The following is a 15,903-nucleotide window of genomic DNA, read 5'->3' on the forward strand; positions in this document are numbered from 1 at the left end:
GTTGTTTAGGCTGAATCATGCAACCGGGCACGCAGACGGCTAATGGCTTGGCTATGCAACTGAGACACACGCGACTCGGTCACGCCCAGCACGGCGCCCACTTCTTTTAAATTCAGCTCTTCCTGGTAATAAAGTGCCATGAGCAGTTTCTCGCGCTCTGGCAACGCCTCAATGGCAGCAACCAATGTTTGGCGCTGCTGCTCATCCAGCAGCTTTTCAAACGGCAAGTTGCTCACATCAAAACTTACCGGCTCACCACCATCGGCAACCAACTCTTCAAACGGCAATAGCTGACCGCTATTGGTGTCGTTGAGCAGTTGTTGGTAATCACCCAGCGGCATCTCAAGCGCCAAGGCAATTTCACTCTCTTCCGGCGAGCGCCCGAGCTGCTGCTCTAGCCGCCGGATCGCGTCGTCCACAGCGCGCGCAGCGCGGCGCACGCTGCGTGGCAACCAATCTCGCGTACGCAGTTCATCGACCATCGCCCCACGGATACGCTGGCTGGCAAACGTCGCAAAGCTGGCCCCATGAGCGGCATCAAAACGGCCCAGTGCTTCTAAAAGCCCTACCGTGCCCGCCTGAATAAGATCATCAAGTTCAATGCTGGCTGGCAACCTGACCTGCAGTGTTAAGGCATGACGTCTTACCAGTGGCATGTATTGTGTGAATAGCTCGCCTTGCTTGATTCTGCCTTGTGCTGTGTACATCTTTTTGCCTCGCGGCTATACAACTTTTACTGATAGTTCACAATGACTTGCAGACCCTGAACGCGAACTGGCCGCTGTCCAGGCAGTAACTTAAAACGAAACTGCAAAGGAGCACTTACCTGCCTTCCCGCCAGCTCGGTGACCGTTCCGCGCCCTCCCGAGAGAGCCACACACTGCTCCGGATGGCATAGCCATGCGTTGATAGCGCTGCCCGGCGGCGCCTCAAGCTGCCAGTGTATCCGATCAATCACACGATTGTGCACCTGTACAGAATCGGGTGGCGTCATTGACTGGCTACGGGTTTCCCGGTCACTCATGGCCACCATCACGCCCGGCACCGAGGTACTCCAGCTGCCCGCCGCCTGAGCGCTACTGATGAGACCTATCAACCCGCAAACACCCATCATCTTGAATAGCTTGCTTAACATGTCGAATATTTCCTTATCAGCGCGCCAACACCAGAAGGTCGGTGGCCAAATAGTGGCTAGCGGCTTCACGCAGGTTTTCCAGCAAGCCTTGGCGCGACAAAGAGGGCTCGTGCAGTGCCAATAATCGGCGCGGCCCGCCATTGTCACGCGCCTGGCGAAGTAGCCGGTACATCTCGGCAAATGCGTCCGCATCGCTGTTAACCCAGAGCGCCCAACGCGCATGCCGAGCACTTAGCTGAGCCAGATCAGGCGCATTAACGCTAACCGCCTGTATATCCCAATCGTCAGGTGATCCTGCCCAGTGACGGCCCAGCGCAGACCATTGAGCCAGGCGATGTTGAGCCTGTTTGACAGCCTGCGCGCCCTGTCCGGGCAAACCAATAATATACAAGGGCTTTTTAGGTCGCGAAGGGGCTTTCGCGACCGGCTGCTCGTCAATCGTGGGGGTGGGCGAAACTGCACCTAGCGCGGGCGCTGGTGTTTCGCTCATCACCTCCGTATCACTTGCTAACGGCGCATCAAGCTGGCTGGGTGCCTGCTTCTGACGCTGGCTGTCGGCCCATTGGCGCAAGCCCGCCGCCTGATCCTGACTCATACATTCACCTCTCGGCTAACGCTGCCCAATTGGCGAATGGCGTCGCGCGCCATAAAGGCGTACATCAACGCATCCAGCATGGCCGTATCGCGGCGTTTTCGGCGCGTGCCCAACAGGCTGAGTAGATCGCTACGCAGACTGGACGCCTCATCATCATCCGCGTTATCCAAATGCCCGACCACTGACGCGACGCCGCTGGCTAACAGTAGACGTACTTCTGGATCCACGTCCCCGCTATCGGCCTCTTTAAACTGCTGCAACACGCGTTTGGTGAGCGCTGCCAAGCCCTCACTTTGCAGCTGAATGACCAGTTGGAAAAGTACATCGGCGCCTAAACGAGCCGGCGTCAACCAGTAGCGCCGGGCAACGACCTTGGCACTTTCGGGGTCACGAACCTCCCCATACCACGCAAGCAGTACACTGCCCGCCTCATTTTGCACTTCGGCATAGGCGGTCCATAACTGCATGGACTGGCCACGAAACCGCACGCTGACATGATGGCTGAGCGTGCTTTGTTCAAATAGTCCACGTAGCGCAGAACGCTCGCCATGAAAGTATACGCGCTGTGCAGATGTCACAAGGCTGACCCAAGTCAGCTGTTGCTCATTCAGCCACTGCACGGTTTCTGCCGGAGGCAGCACGGGCAATAGATGCACCGTGGCGCCCGCCTCCATTCGTGTCTCAAGCCTGGCCTGCCAACCCGCAGGTTGGCGATGTTGAAGCATGGGGACGGCATGCCAAGCGCCCCGTTCGTCCATGCTGATATCCGGCATCGACCAATCACAGCCACGCTCGTTACGGCGTGCCGCCCATACCACACCGGGGGTGGGTAACGCGTGCGGCAACAGACGAGTAAGCTGCGCGCTCTGTAGCTCGCTCGGCAAAGCGCTAACATCCCACATGGCTTCCAGCGTGGCGAAGCCTGCCAAACGCTGGCGCAGCCGCGTCAGTAGTAGTGACAGCCTCCGCCCTTGGCCAAGCACATCTCGCGACCAGCGAGGCATGCTAGCCGGTGCCGTGAAGCCAGGCTGCGGCGCTGCTTTCGCCTGGCTTTCCAACGCCTGGTTGATCAGCGCATCCGGCAGCGCCACGCTCATATCTTCGGGTACTTGCTGCCCATGAGAGCTAAACAGCACGCGCATACCATGACGGATAACAATATCCAGCACGGGGGCTAGTCGGCCAGCTTCATCCTGCTTGGTAATAATACAGTCATCAAGCTCAGCGCCTGCCGCCCGCGCGGCCTGACGATAACGCAGCACGACTTCTTCCAGGGTTTCTGGCTGGCTAGCCGCGTTCAACAGCAGTACCAGTCTTACCGTGGAACTTCCGTCCTGCAAATGCGCAATTTGATCAATCACACGCTGGTCACGCTGGCTCATCCCAACCGTATCAATCATGACCCACTGCTTGCCGTGAAGGCGGCCCAACAGATCATCGACCGGTTGCTCAGCATCAAGGGCGTACATGGGGGTATCCAACAGGCGTGCGTAAATCCTGAGCTGCTCATGGGCGCCGATACGAAAGCTATCCGTGGTGACCAGCGCGACGGGGCGTGTGCCATGCCGCATTACAAAGCGCGCCGCAAGCTTTGCGGTGGTCGTGGTTTTGCCTATTCCGGTAGGACCGACCAAGGCGACGATGCCCGTTTGGTCAAAAAAACTGGCCTCGTCATTTAACACATGAAGCCTGCTTGTCAGCTGCTGGCGCAGCCAATCAAGCGGTTGCTCACTTTCAGGGCCAAGCGCTTTCAATGACGCTGGCAGACCCGCGAGCACTTCATCACCAAGCTCGGCGCTAAAGCCAACACGCGTCAACAACTGAGAAAGCCGTGCGTGCGTGTCGGCGGCTTGTTGCACCGTCCCGGTGGGCCGAGGCACCTGTTGGCTCGTTACCTGTTGGTTAGTTAAAAGCGCGCGCATATCTTGCATTTCACGCAGTAGGCGCTCACTCATGGCCTGAAGAGGGTCCGTCGCTGTAGCGGGTTCTACCGTACTTGCGGTTACCTCTAACGCGGCGTCGACAGGCTCGACAGCCTCATCGGCCATCGCCATGATTTCAACGCCGTCATCAGTACGGCGGTTCGCCAAAATTAGCGCATCATCTCCCAGCGTTTCACGCACCTGGCGCATGACATCACGACTGTTTGCTCCCGTAAAACGCCTAACGCTCATGTCTTACCTTTTGTTTGTACACATAGCTGACACGTTCGCTGCTTGCGGTCATGGTTAGCGGCCACCCACTGTGGTGGTCACACGCAGCGTGCGGTCATCCGGAATTTCTGCTTGTGACATGACCACAAGATGGCGCAAACGACGGCGCAAAAAGCGTGATAACACGCCACGCAGCGAGTGCTGAACCACCAATACCGGTGCTTCCCCGCTACTTTCATGCTGCTCCAGAGCCTGCTGCGCCTGATCCATCAAGGTTTCAGCCAGGCCTGGCTCCATCGCGCCATTCCCGTTCATCGCCTGTATCAGTACCTGCTCCAGTTGGGCATCCAGCCCCATCACATTGAGGGTTTCCTGTCCGGCAAACCACTGCTGCGTAATGGCCCGGCCTAATGCAATACGCACCAGCGCGGTAAGCTCATTAGGATCTTTTTGATGACCGGCATGCTCTGCCAGGGTGTCCAGAATCGTGCGCATGTCACGAATAGACACATCCTCTTCCAGCAGATTCTGCAAAATACGTTGCAGAATGGTCAGAGAAATTGCCTTGGGCACCACTTCTTCTACCAGTGATTTCTGCTCTTCGCCCAGCTTGTCGAGCAGCTTCTGGACCTCCTGGCGGCCCAGCATTTCGGGTGAATGTCGATGTAGCAAATGATTAAGGTGAGTCGCAATAACGGTACTGGCATCGACCACAGTATAGCCATACACCTGGGCGTGCTCACGCTGATTGGTGTCGATCCAAACCGCGGGTAGACCAAAGGCAGGGTCGTGAGTGGCAGTCCCTTGCAGTTCCCCAGAGACCTGCCCCGGGTCAATGGCGAGCCACTTGCCTGTCTGCGCTTCGGCGCGACCTATTTCAGCGCCTTTCATGGAGAGCACGTAGGTATTAGGCGGCAGTTCCAGGTTGTCGCGGATATGCACCACCGGTGGCAGGAAACCGACCTCCTGAGCAAACTTTTTACGCACGCTTTTAATACGCCCCAGAAGCTCGCCTTTTTGGCGGGCATCGACCAGTGGGATTAAACGATGGCCCACTTCAAGTCCAAGGGTATCGACCAGATGGACATCTTCCCAGCTGGCCTCAGGAGTTTCCTGGGTAACAGGTGCTTCTGTAGCGATCTCCTCTTGCACTTGGGCTTTCTGCTTGTGAAGCATCAAGAGCCAAGCCAAACCGCCCAGCAGTGCGGTAAAAAACAGAAAGACAAAGTTCGGCATGCCCGGCACCAGACCCAGCAGGCCCATAACCGCAGCTGCCAGAACCATCACCTGAGGGTTCACGAACAGCTGGCTGATCATTTGCTGACCAACATCCTGCTCGGTATTAACGCGCGATACCGTTACACCAGCCGCAGTGGAAATGACCAGCGCCGGAATCTGGGCAACCAGGCCGTCGCCAATCGTTAGCAGCGTATACGTACGGCCCGCATCGGCGAAGCTCATATCGTGCTGCATCATACCAATCAACAGGCCACCGATAATGTTAACCACCATGATGACCAGGCCCGCCATGGCATCACCGCGTACAAATTTACTGGCACCGTCCATAGAGCCATAAAAGTCGGCTTCCTGGGCGACTTCTGAACGACGCTTTTTGGCTTCTTCTTCACCAATCAAGCCAGCATTTAAATCGGCATCAATGGCCATCTGCTTGCCAGGCATTGCATCCAGCGTAAAACGTGCCCCGACCTCGGCAATTCGCCCAGCGCCCTTGGTGATCACCATGAAATTGATAATGACCAGTATCAAGAAGACCACTAGGCCAACGGCAAAATTACCCCCTACCAGAAAGGTACCAAACGCTTCGATGACCTTACCGGCCGATGCGCCGCCCGCGTAGCCATCCATCAATACTACCCGCGTTGAGGCGACGTTAAGCGAAAGACGCAGTAGCGTGGTAAATAGCAAAACAGCAGGAAACGCAGCAAAATCCAAAGGCTTTTCGGCAAACATGCTGACCAACAACACCATGATGGCCAAGGCGATGTTAAAGGTGAACAGCATATCCAGCGCAAAGGGCGGCAAGGGCAGGATCATCATGCCCAAAATCATTAAAATCAGCACCGGCCCGGCAAGCAGCTTCATGCGTACCTCGCCCATCCAGCCACGCTGAGAGACCAGTTGGTTTAAACCTTTCATGGCGGTGCCTCATTGCCACTGGCCTGACGGCCAGGGGTTTGCATTTCCGGGGGTACCGGCAGATTATCGGGAGTTGGGGGCACCTCGCCTCCTTGTTGTCCAACATGCTTTAAGCGGTAAGCCCACGCCATCACTTCTGCCACCGCTGTATAAAGCTCGGCAGGCACTTCGGCCTCTAGATCCACATGATGATAAAGGGCGCGCGCCAGCGGTGCAGCCTCCAAGCGAGGAACGCCTGCCTCTATGCCCAGCTCGCGTATTTTTGCCGCAACGGCATCCGCCCCTTTGGCCACCAGTCGCGGTGCTCCCATGCTGCCCTCTTGATACATCAAGGCCACGGCATAATGCGTTGGGTTGGTAATAATAACGTCGGCCTCTGGCACCTTGCTCATCATTCTACCCCGAGCCATCGTCTGCTGCTGTTGACGAATGCGCCCTTTAACATGGGGGTCACCTTCTGACTCTTTATGCTCGCGCTTCACCTCTTCTTTACTCATGCGCAGCTTCTTGGCGTTACTCCACAGCTGAAAAGGCACATCGATAAGAATGACGATCATTAGCGACAATACGACCAAACCAGCCGCCTGGGCCGCCATATTAAGCGCACTGACCAGTGCTTGATGCACGGGCTGATCCATTAGCGCTAAAAACTTACCCAGGTTGAGATACAAAAACGTCCCGGCCACGCTACCCACCAGCACCGACTTGGCAATCGCTTTCGCCAGCTCAATCAACGCTTGGGTCGAAAATATCCGCTTAACCCCTGCGATAGGGTTTAGCTTGGAGAGCTTGGGCTGCATGGACTTTGCGGATATCAGCCATCCCCCCAGTAAGGCAGGAGCCGTTAACGCAATGACCGCCAGCAGTAGAAATAGCGGCATCATGGTAAACAGCGTCCGCTGCCCCAGGTTTAGCGCATTGACCAGCATGGGCATCTCTTCCATGGCCTGGCGCCGGTCAAACATGAAAGCCTGCTCCATGACCATTCCCAACTGGTCATAAAAAATCTGCCCCATGCCCCATAACCCACCGACACCGCCCAGCAGCAGCAAAAACGTGGTTAGCTCACGCGATCGAGGCACCTGCCCCTCTTCACGCGCTTTGCTTTTGCGCCTGGGCGTGGCCTCTTCGGTCTTTTCCTGATCGCTATCGTTATCTGCCATGCTACATCCGGCTTAGCGTGCGTGGCGCACCATAAAGTCAGCCGCCCCAAGGGACGGCTGAACAAAACGCTTATATTGCCAGATACGGCTTTTTACAATGCTCTAATAACGCGGCATTAAAAGCCCAATTCGTCCAATAAGTCGTCCACCTGATCCTGACCAGTGACGATATCGGGCGCACTCTCCTTGATTTGCGGGCCGTTCAACAAATCCTCTTTACGTCGTGCACTGTCGTTTTTCCACTGATCTTCGGCCTTGCGCTGCATCGATTCGCGTACCTGAGCACCCGGTACGTTGTCGATCAGCACCTGAACAAGCTGATGTTCGATCTCACGGATCACGTCCATCATTTTCTTGATCACCTGGCCGGTCAGATCCTGGAAGTCCTGAGCCATCATGATTTCAAGAAGCTCTTTACTCGTCGCCGCCGTCATCGTAGGCACATCGCTTAAGTAGCTGCGCGTATCCTTAACGAGCGCCTTGGCATCTTCCAGATCCTTGGGCGCTTCAAACCACTCAGCCCACTGCTTATCAAGCCCTTCAGCACGCTCAGAGAGTTCATCCTGAAGTGGCTGAGCACGATCAATCGCATTCAATGCGCGGTCGGCTGCCTGCTCGGTCATCGTGGCAACATAGTGCAGCCGATCTCGCGCATCAGGAATGGCTTCAGCCGCTTTTTCGATCTCTTTATCCAATCCCAGCTCGCGCATATTATCGCGCAGCATGCGAGTAAGCTTGCCGATGCGATGAATTAGCTCTTCAGCGCCTTCCTCGGATAGCGGGTTAGAGTCGACCTGCTCATTCTGACTCATGGTATTATCTCCTCGCTCACCAGGCCCTTCGGCCCAGCCGCTTTATTTACCCATTTTTTCGAAGATTTTATTAAGCTTCTCTTCAAGGGTAGCCGCGGTAAATGGCTTAACGACGTAGCCGTTAGCACCCGCTTGAGCGGCTGCGATAATATTTTCTTTCTTGGCTTCTGCCGTTACCATCAATACCGGCAAATGCTTCAAGCCGTCATCCTCACGAATCTCCTTGAGCATTTCCAAACCGTCCAGGTTAGGCATATTCCAGTCAGAAACAACAAATTCAAAATCACCTGCACGCAGCTTATTAAGCGCGTCCTGACCATCTTCTGCTTCATCGACATTGGTAAAACCCAGCTCTTTAAGCAGGCTACGTACAATCCGGCGCATGGTAGGAAAGTCGTCGACTACCAAAAAGCTCATGTTCTTGTCGGCCATTGTTCATCCTCTTATCAATTCACGTCTTGATGACGAGTTATATAGTCAGGGTTAAAAAGCTTCCCACTCTGCGTGGTCGCTGTGGGTTGGCGTTGATCGTGGCGCGGAGGCCGCCGGTAAACTTTTTTCTGCAGCACGAGGCGGCGTAGAGCTCGCTTGCTTAGGCAGTGAAGTGCGCGGTGGCAATGAAGTACGCTGAGGCGTCTGAGATCCTAGCAACTTAAATACGGCAACCGCCTGCTCTAACTGATTGGCCTGCTCTTCCAATGAGGCGGCAGCCGAGGAAGCTTCCTGGACAAGGGCAGCGTTTTGCTGGGTGACCTGATCCATCTGCCCAACCGCATGGCTCACCTGCTCAATGCCATCGCTTTGCTCCTGTGAAGCGGCCGATATCTCATCCATGATGTCAGTCACACGGCGCACGGCAGTGACAACGTCTGACATGGTAGAGCCCGCTTGCTCCACGAGCGTTGAGCCTTGCTTAATCTGGCTCACCGAGGCATCAATTAGCGTTCTGATTTCCTTGGCAGCATCGGCACTACGACTAGCAAGATTGCGCACTTCACCCGCCACCACCGCAAAGCCACGACCCTGTTCACCGGCACGTGCAGCCTCCACCGAGGCATTCAGTGCGAGGATATTGGTTTGAAACGCAATGGAGTCAATAACACTGGTGATATCGGCCACTTTTTGCGAACTTGTCGATATACCATGCATCGTTTGAACCACTTGGCTGACCACTTGGCCACCGTGCTCAGCAGTTGTCGAGGCATCTGCCGCCAGCGTGCTGGCTTGACGCGAGTTATCTGCGTTCTGCTTCACGGTGGCCGTCATCTCTTCCATGCTGGCTGCGGTTTCCTCAATGGCCGCCGCTTGCTGCTCCGTACGTGAGGAAAGGTCGGCATTGCCGCTAGCGATTTCCCGCGTGCCATAGTGGATTTCAGAACTGCCCTCTCGGACCCGAGCAACAATCCCCGTCAGGTTTTGCTGCATGGTGGCCATCGCCGAAAACAGGCGACCAATCTCGTTATTGCCCGCCTCAGGTAGTGGTTGGGTAAGATCCGCTTCGGCAATTTTATTTAACCGTTTAACCGCATCGTTTAAGGGCGTCGTCACGGTGCGGCGTAAGCCAATATAAATGGCAAGCGTAACCAGCAACGCTATACCCAATGCAATGGCGCTAACCAGTTTAAAAAGGTTGCCTTGGGCGTGCGCTTCTTCGGCGATATTGTTAACTCGCTGAAAGCCATATTCAACGAACGCCGTCGTGCTAGCGGCAAGACTCATCAGCGGTTCACTTAACGCTTCGCGCAGGTCGTTATAGGTATTGATATCCATCTGTGCAAAGCTTTCGTGCTGCTGTTTTACTAGCGTCATCACGGCACGGAAGTTGTCGATTAACTCACTTCCTAACACTTCGCCTTGGGTTGTACGAGGAGTCGCCACAAAGTTCTCAAAACGGATCTCGGAACGCTCAATAAGGTCGGAGGCAATCTCCAACTGCTCGTTGGCTCGGCTCATCTGGCCGACCATTAGGTGATTCGAGGCGACCTCCATGGCCAACATGGCCTGGTTGAGTAGCGAATCGGCGCGATTAATCTGATTAAGCTGGTCGCTACTGATACGACCGTAAGTCGCCAGGTTTTCCTCTGACCGGCTCTCCGATAGAAAGCTGATGCTCGCCAGCATGATAATCAGCACAGCAAAACACACCAATGCAGCCACTACGGCTGCATGGATACTCAGGTTACGTAGTAAACGCATCATTAGATCATCCCCTTGACCAAGCATTTTTTATAGTAAAACGGTTTATACCCGCTGGGAGCGACCGGAGGCAGCTACCATTGCCATCAAACGGGCGGGAATATCATCGAGTGCGGCAACTTCGACAGCGCCACCCATGGCTATCGCTTCACGCGGCATACCAAAGACCACACACGTCGCCTCGTTTTGGGCAACGGTAGGCGCGCCTGCTTGGCGCATTTCCAAAAGCCCCGCAGCCCCATCTTTGCCCATGCCGGTCAGGATCACCCCGATGGCGTTACGCCCAGCCTGTTCAGCGGCGGAATGAAACAGTACATCGACGGATGGCCGGTGCCGGTTGACCGGCGGCCCGCTGTCCAGGCGTGCCACATAGTTTGCTCCGCTGCGTACGAGCTTTAAGTGCTGGTCGCCAGGGGCAATGTAGGCGTGGCCCGGCAGCACACGTTCACCATCGGTCGCCTCTTTGACGGTTATTCGACACAACCGATCCAGGCGCTCGGCAAACGAGCGCGTAAACCCCCCCGGCATATGCTGGGTGATCAAAATGGCAGGGGAGTTGGCAGGCAACGGCTCTAATACCGCACGGATGGCTTCCGTGCCGCCCGTGGATGCTCCGATGATAATCAGTTTTTCGCTTGAGACTAACGGCGCTTTTAACTGTGCAGGCGGTGGAGCATTTTTATGGCGCGCCTGACGCGGCCGTGAACGTGCGGCCGCACGCAGCTTTTCGGCGATTTCATTGGCGTACTCCATCATGCCATGCCGAATACCCAGGCTTGGTTTGGCCACAAAGTCCAGCGCGCCAAGCTCAAGTGCACGCAGCGTAATTTCCGAACCGCTTTGCGTGAGCGATGACACCATCAAGACCGGCATGGGCCGCAGGCGCATCAGGCGTTCCAGAAAATCGAGCCCATCCATGCGCGGCATTTCAACGTCAAGCGTGAGCACATCAGGGTTGTGTTGCTTAATTAAATCCCTGGCAACCAGTGGATCAGGCGCCACGGCAACCACTTCCATGTCCGGCTGCGAGTTGATAATTTCAGTTAACAAATCACGAATCAGCGCCGAGTCATCGACACACAATACTTTGATCTTGGCAGCGCTCAATGCACGCCTCCTTTGCAGTTAATGCCGGGTATACTGCCTTGTTTGCACGGATAACCACGCATTAGGCGTATAAAAACACGAAAATGGTTCCATTAAGCCCGCGTGTATACCGTCTGGCCCCGCAGCTTGAACGCATCACTAATATACGAAAAGTTTTCAGAGTGACCGGCAAACAGCAGGCCATCCGGCTTCATAAGGGGCGCAAACCGCTTAAGAATCTTTGCCTGCGTCTCTTTATCGAAATAGATCATGATATTTCGACAAAAAATGGCATCAAACGGGCCTTTAATCGGCCACTGTGTCGACAGCAGATTAAGTGGCATAAACTCAACCAGCTCGGAAACTTCCGGGCGCACACGAGCGAGACCCTGTTGCTGCCCTGTACCCTTCTGAAAAAAGCGTTTCACACGGGCTTCATCTAACTTGCGCACCTGCTCTTGTGGATAAATACCGGCGCGCGCGCGGCTTAGGGCATCGGTATCGATATCGGTGGCAACGATTTTCGCCTGCGCCGCTTTGGGCCCCAGGGTTTCCAAAAGCGTCATGGCCAGTGAATAGGGCTCTTCGCCCGTTGAAGCGGCCGAACACCAAATAGTGACCGGGCTCTGTTTATGGCGAAGATGCTCTGCCAATAGGGGAAAATGGTGCGCCTCACGAAAAAACGCGGTCAGATTAGTGGTCAGCGCATTGGTAAACGCCTCCCACTCTTTTGCATCAGGCTGACGCTCCAGGCGCAATAAGTAATCGCTAAAACGTGTCAAACCATGATGTCGAAGACGCTTGGCTAACCGGCTATAAACCATCTCGCGTTTGTGCTCGGCCAACACGATGCCAGCACGCTGGTAAATAAGCTCTCGTATTCGTAAGAAATCCGCATCCGTGAGCATCAGATCTCGTTCAATCTGATGACTAGACGCCCACTGATTGGCGTCGACACCTGGTTCGCGTTGTTCGCTCAAAATTCTTCCCATTCCTCTACAGGTGTCGCTTGTCGCTGCACAGCAGGCGCGGCTACTTTGTTGCGCGCTGTGGGGCTGGCAAGCGTTGTTGCTTGTTTAGCAGGTAACGTGTTCGCCAAGGCAAGAGGGCGTTCTGGGCTCTTCTGGTTAAGCCGAACGGCTTCAACCGATAACGCCAGCAGGCTTGCTTGTTGCTCTAACGCGGCAGCCGCGCGGGCGGTCTCCTGGACTCGAACAGCATTTTGCTGCGTTGCTTGATCCATTTCGGCGACTGCCTGGTTTACCTCCGCAATACCACTGCTTTGCTCTTCAGACGCTGCCGAAATTTCGTGCATGATATTGGTAATACTGCGTGCCGCCTCAGCGACCTCACTGATCGCGGTTTCTGCTTTTTCAACCAGCCCAGCGCCCGCATTGACTTCCTTGTTAGAACCGTCAATCAACCCTCGAATTTCCTGGGCAGCGCCAGCGCTTCGTCCGGCTAAATTACGCACTTCTTCGGCAACCACGGCAAAGCCACGCCCATGTTCGCCGGCGCGCGCCGCCTCCACCGAGGCATTCAGCGCCAAGATGTTGGTTTGGAAAGCTATCGAGTCGATGGTATTGATGATATCGGCCATCTTTTGAGAGCTTTGGGTAATGCGTTGCATATTGTCTACCAACTGCGTCATTAGCTCACCCGTTTGAGAAACCCGAGTAGAGTTATTATCGGCGAGTCGGCGGGCTTCTTGAGCGTTGTCGCTATTCTGGCGTACGGTAGCCGTCATCTCCTCCATGCTGGAGGCCGTTTGCTGTAGCGAAGCAGCCTGTTGCTCGGTACGTGAAGAGAGCGCTTCATTACCTGTTGCAATATCTTGTGCGGCAGGCGTTACGATATCTATCCCGCCTTTTACGTCGCCAATAATGCTGCTTAAGCTTTTACGCATGGCATTAAGCCCATCAAGTAGCTGGCCCACTTCATCGTGCTGACGCTTGGGCGCGGAAGCCGCCAGGTTACCGCCCGCGATTTGCAGCGTAAAACGTGATGCGCCCTTTAGGGGACGTATAATTGCGCGGAAGGTTAACCAACCAATCACTATCAGCAGCGCCAACCCAACTCCCAACACCACCGCTTGCGTTGCGATAATAGTGTTCTGCGCTTGCTGGGCATCAGCCGCCATTTGTTCAGCCGCTTGCTGTTTTTGCCCAATGAGCTGACTCACACTTTCAGAAAGCGCCCGCCCCTCATCAGACATGACGCTGATGACGGCATCCAGCCCGGTAAACGCCTGATAGGTCTCTTCGGCTTGCAGCACGCGAGCCGCCTGACCCATTCCCTCCTCTAGAAAGGCCTGAAGTTGATCGCTAAACGCACTGGCGAGCGGCGTATTATTGATCGCACGGGTGTAATAGCCTTGCCATACGGTGGCTACTTCTTCAGCACGCTGCTCAATGGTTTCACCTATTTCAAAACGCTGATTAATCAACTCCATACGCTCTGGTTCAATCATTCCCTGGCGCGTATTGGCGATCATTTGGTCAATTTGTTGCAGCCTGACGACGTCGCGCAAACCATCGCTATTAAGCCTCTCAAGCCGCTCACTTGACGCGTTAAGACCGTAAAGACCCAAGCCCCCGCTAATCAACAGCAACGCCGCAGCGACCACAATCATGCCAACCAGTTTGGCGCGGATGGTATTCAACTGAATCCTTTTCAGCCACTGGCCGACACCACGCTGTCGTAGACGCCCTTTATCCAGGTAGAAATGCTTGTTACGTCCTTCCCGTATCTCAGCATAAGCCTGTTCAGCATGCTTTATGGCCTCACGTGAGGCTTGAACGCGCACCGAGGCGTAACCCACCACCTGCTCATTTTCAATGATTGGCGTTACGCTGGCGTCCACCCAGTAGTGATCACCATTTTTACAGCGATTTTTAACCAACCCACGCCAGGTATCCCCGTTCTGTACGGTTTTCCACAAATTATCAAACGCGGCAGGCGGCATATCCGGATGGCGAACCAGATTATGCGGAGCACCTATCAACTCGTCATGCGTGTAGCCACTTATCTCAATAAATGTCGGGTTCGTGTACGTAATACGACCTTTTAAATCCGTCCGTGAGACCAGAAAATCGTCTTCTTTTAGCTCGACTTCACGCTGCGAAATGGGTTGGTTATTGCGCATTTAGGGGCCTTATTGTTCAGTTCTTAAACTATCGTTGTTTATAGCGTTTGCTATTAAAATGCTTCCCAGGCTTCTGTTTCCACCTTTCTTGAAGCAGTGCCGATAGAAAGAGGCTTGGAAGTGACGGACTCGACAGGCCCCGCCGTGGATGAGGCGGATACAGGCGTTGGGTTATGAGCAACCTGAAAACGCTCAACGGTATTTCTTAACCGCGCCGCTTCATCTTCAAGCTCATTGGCGTTATGAGCGGCATGCTGAACAAGCTGGGCATTTTGCTGAACCACTTGGTCCATTTGTGCAACCGCTTGATTAACCTGAGCAATACCGTTGCTCTGCTCTTCGGAGGCTGCAGCAATTTCATCCATGATATCGTTGACCCGCTGCACTGCATCAACCAGCGCTTGCATGGTCTCACCTGCCTGATTGACCCGCTGCGTGCCGGTCTCTACTTTACCCAACGAGGTATCAATGAGCGTACGAATCTCCTTCGCCGCGTTAGCGCTGCGACTGGCCAGGCTACGCACTTCCTGAGCGACCACAGCAAACCCCTTGCCATGCTCACCCGCACGGGCAGCCTCTACCGATGCGTTAAGCGCCAGGATATTGGTTTGAAACGCAATATTATCAATCAACGTGATGATATCGGCCACTTGATGAGAGCTGGCATTGATATCCTGCATGGTTTCAACAATGCCGCTCACTTCTTCACCGCTTCGCCTCGCTGTTAACGTAGCATTTTGCGCAAGCTGGCTAGCCTGACGTGCGTTATCGGCATTGTGGCCCACCGTTGAGGCAAGCTGTTCCATACTGGAGGCGGTCTCTTCAAGCGAAGAGGCCTGCTGTTCAGTACGCGAGGAGAGGTCGTTATTACCGCTGGCAATCTGTTGAGAGCGCGCATAAATGGACGACCCACTGCCACGCACAACGCTCACTGTTTCTGATAAAGAAGCCTGCATATGCGCCATCGCAACGTATAGCCGACCTATTTCATTATTGCCCGGTGCCGAGATCTGCTGGCTTAAATCGCCCTGAGCCATGCGTTCGAAATAGCCAACCAAACGATCCAGTGGCTTAAGTACATTGACCGTCACGCCCCAAATCACCACCACGACGGTCGTCACTGTGATCACCACAATGGCGATAAGCGCCCAGCGAATGCGGCCGGTAAAGTCCGAGAATTCAGCCTGTTGAACGCTGCCATCACTGGCGGCCTGCATGATGGCTGCCCCATGCTGAAGAGCATAAAAACCGATGCCACAGGCCACAATCACCAGTAACGAAAAGGAAGCAAGCACCAGCCCCCAACTGAGCCGCACGGTCATGTTTCCCAACATCTGCCGCATTAGCTGTGTCACAATGTTTTCTCCAAACACAACGTCACTCGCAGGCGCATTCCTTGGCGCTAGAGGGGCCGTTCAACTTGGGAAGACACGTTCCGTGTGGCCTTTTTAGTACAAAGTA

The 15,903-nt window shown here is 54.8% G+C and carries 13 protein-coding genes; all 13 read right to left on the reverse strand.

Annotated elements, in window-relative coordinates:
- Positions 1 to 5 precede the first annotated feature (5 nt).
- Positions 6 to 707, reverse strand: coding sequence for an RNA polymerase sigma factor FliA (locus CZ787_RS10910; RefSeq protein WP_087109031.1), 702 nt, complete (start codon positions 705 to 707; stop codon positions 6 to 8).
- Between the two features lie 26 nt (positions 708 to 733).
- Complete coding sequence (locus CZ787_RS10915; protein ID WP_087109032.1) at positions 734 to 1,135, reverse strand: flagellar protein FlhE; 402 nt, start codon at positions 1,133 to 1,135, stop codon at positions 734 to 736.
- A gap of 16 nt (positions 1,136 to 1,151) precedes the next feature.
- On the reverse strand, positions 1,152 to 1,730 hold the full coding sequence (locus tag CZ787_RS10920) for a hypothetical protein (RefSeq protein WP_087109033.1): 579 nt from the start codon (positions 1,728 to 1,730) through the stop codon (positions 1,152 to 1,154).
- Positions 1,727 to 3,904: a flagellar biosynthesis protein FlhF gene (flhF, locus tag CZ787_RS10925; protein ID WP_087109035.1), complete on the reverse strand. Its 2,178-nt coding sequence runs from the start codon at positions 3,902 to 3,904 to the stop codon at positions 1,727 to 1,729. Before flhF ends, CZ787_RS10920 begins: the two co-directional genes overlap by 4 nt.
- 54 nt (positions 3,905 to 3,958) lie before the next feature.
- On the reverse strand, positions 3,959 to 6,040 hold the full coding sequence (gene flhA, locus CZ787_RS10930) for a flagellar biosynthesis protein FlhA (protein WP_087109037.1): 2,082 nt from the start codon (positions 6,038 to 6,040) through the stop codon (positions 3,959 to 3,961).
- Positions 6,037 to 7,203: a flagellar biosynthesis protein FlhB gene (gene flhB, locus CZ787_RS10935; RefSeq protein WP_087109039.1), complete on the reverse strand. Its 1,167-nt coding sequence runs from the start codon at positions 7,201 to 7,203 to the stop codon at positions 6,037 to 6,039. Before flhB ends, flhA begins: the two co-directional genes overlap by 4 nt.
- A 116-nt stretch (positions 7,204 to 7,319) precedes the next feature.
- Positions 7,320 to 8,015 carry a protein phosphatase CheZ gene (gene cheZ, locus CZ787_RS10940; protein WP_087109041.1) on the reverse strand — a complete coding sequence of 232 codons (696 nt, stop codon included), beginning with the start codon at positions 8,013 to 8,015 and terminating at the stop codon, positions 7,320 to 7,322.
- A 42-nt stretch (positions 8,016 to 8,057) separates the two neighbouring features.
- Positions 8,058 to 8,447 carry a chemotaxis response regulator CheY gene (gene cheY / locus CZ787_RS10945; RefSeq protein WP_087109043.1) on the reverse strand — a complete coding sequence of 130 codons (390 nt, stop codon included), beginning with the start codon at positions 8,445 to 8,447 and terminating at the stop codon, positions 8,058 to 8,060.
- A 51-nt stretch (positions 8,448 to 8,498) separates the two neighbouring features.
- Positions 8,499 to 10,214: a methyl-accepting chemotaxis protein gene (locus CZ787_RS10950; protein WP_087109044.1), complete on the reverse strand. Its 1,716-nt coding sequence runs from the start codon at positions 10,212 to 10,214 to the stop codon at positions 8,499 to 8,501.
- Between the two features lie 42 nt (positions 10,215 to 10,256).
- The gene (locus tag CZ787_RS10955) at positions 10,257 to 11,318 is read right to left on the reverse strand and encodes a protein-glutamate methylesterase/protein-glutamine glutaminase (protein WP_087109046.1); all 1,062 of its coding nucleotides are present in this window, start codon (positions 11,316 to 11,318) and stop codon (positions 10,257 to 10,259) included.
- A gap of 92 nt (positions 11,319 to 11,410) precedes the next feature.
- Positions 11,411 to 12,277 (reverse strand): CheR family methyltransferase, encoded by an 867-nt coding sequence (locus CZ787_RS10960; protein ID WP_087109048.1) that lies wholly within the window; start codon positions 12,275 to 12,277, stop codon positions 11,411 to 11,413.
- A complete protein-coding gene (locus CZ787_RS10965; RefSeq protein ID WP_087109050.1) occupies positions 12,274 to 14,442 on the reverse strand; it encodes a PAS domain-containing methyl-accepting chemotaxis protein in 2,169 nt (722 codons plus the stop codon). The genes CZ787_RS10960 and CZ787_RS10965 overlap by 4 nt, the downstream gene beginning before the upstream one ends.
- Positions 14,443 to 14,495: 53 nt before the next feature.
- Positions 14,496 to 15,785, reverse strand: coding sequence for a methyl-accepting chemotaxis protein (locus CZ787_RS10970; RefSeq protein WP_176372208.1), 1,290 nt, complete (start codon positions 15,783 to 15,785; stop codon positions 14,496 to 14,498).
- Positions 15,786 to 15,903 lie beyond the last annotated feature (118 nt).

It is taken from the genome of Halomonas citrativorans (assembly GCF_900163645.1).
Classification (GTDB): domain Bacteria; phylum Pseudomonadota; class Gammaproteobacteria; order Pseudomonadales; family Halomonadaceae; genus Vreelandella; species Vreelandella citrativorans.

What these genes read in the sequence shown, in the direction of transcription:
- CZ787_RS10920 (WP_087109033.1), bottom strand. Translation starts at nt 1,730, where the DNA reads ATGAGTCAGGATCAGGCGGCGGGCTTGCGCCAATGGGCCGACAGCCAG.
- CZ787_RS10950 (WP_087109044.1), bottom strand. Translation starts at nt 10,214, where the DNA reads ATGATGCGTTTACTACGTAACCTGAGTATCCATGCAGCCGTAGTGGCT.
- cheZ (WP_087109041.1), bottom strand. Translation starts at nt 8,015, where the DNA reads ATGAGTCAGAATGAGCAGGTCGACTCTAACCCGCTATCCGAGGAAGGC.
- CZ787_RS10965 (WP_087109050.1), bottom strand. Translation starts at nt 14,442, where the DNA reads ATGCGCAATAACCAACCCATTTCGCAGCGTGAAGTCGAGCTAAAAGAA.
- flhF (WP_087109035.1), bottom strand. Translation starts at nt 3,904, where the DNA reads ATGAGCGTTAGGCGTTTTACGGGAGCAAACAGTCGTGATGTCATGCGC.
- CZ787_RS10915 (WP_087109032.1), bottom strand. Translation starts at nt 1,135, where the DNA reads ATGTTAAGCAAGCTATTCAAGATGATGGGTGTTTGCGGGTTGATAGGT.
- flhA (WP_087109037.1), bottom strand. Translation starts at nt 6,040, where the DNA reads ATGAAAGGTTTAAACCAACTGGTCTCTCAGCGTGGCTGGATGGGCGAG.
- flhB (WP_087109039.1), bottom strand. Translation starts at nt 7,203, where the DNA reads ATGGCAGATAACGATAGCGATCAGGAAAAGACCGAAGAGGCCACGCCC.
- CZ787_RS10910 (WP_087109031.1), bottom strand. Translation starts at nt 707, where the DNA reads ATGTACACAGCACAAGGCAGAATCAAGCAAGGCGAGCTATTCACACAA.
- cheY (WP_087109043.1), bottom strand. Translation starts at nt 8,447, where the DNA reads ATGGCCGACAAGAACATGAGCTTTTTGGTAGTCGACGACTTTCCTACC.
- CZ787_RS10970 (WP_176372208.1), bottom strand. Translation starts at nt 15,785, where the DNA reads ATGCGGCAGATGTTGGGAAACATGACCGTGCGGCTCAGTTGGGGGCTG.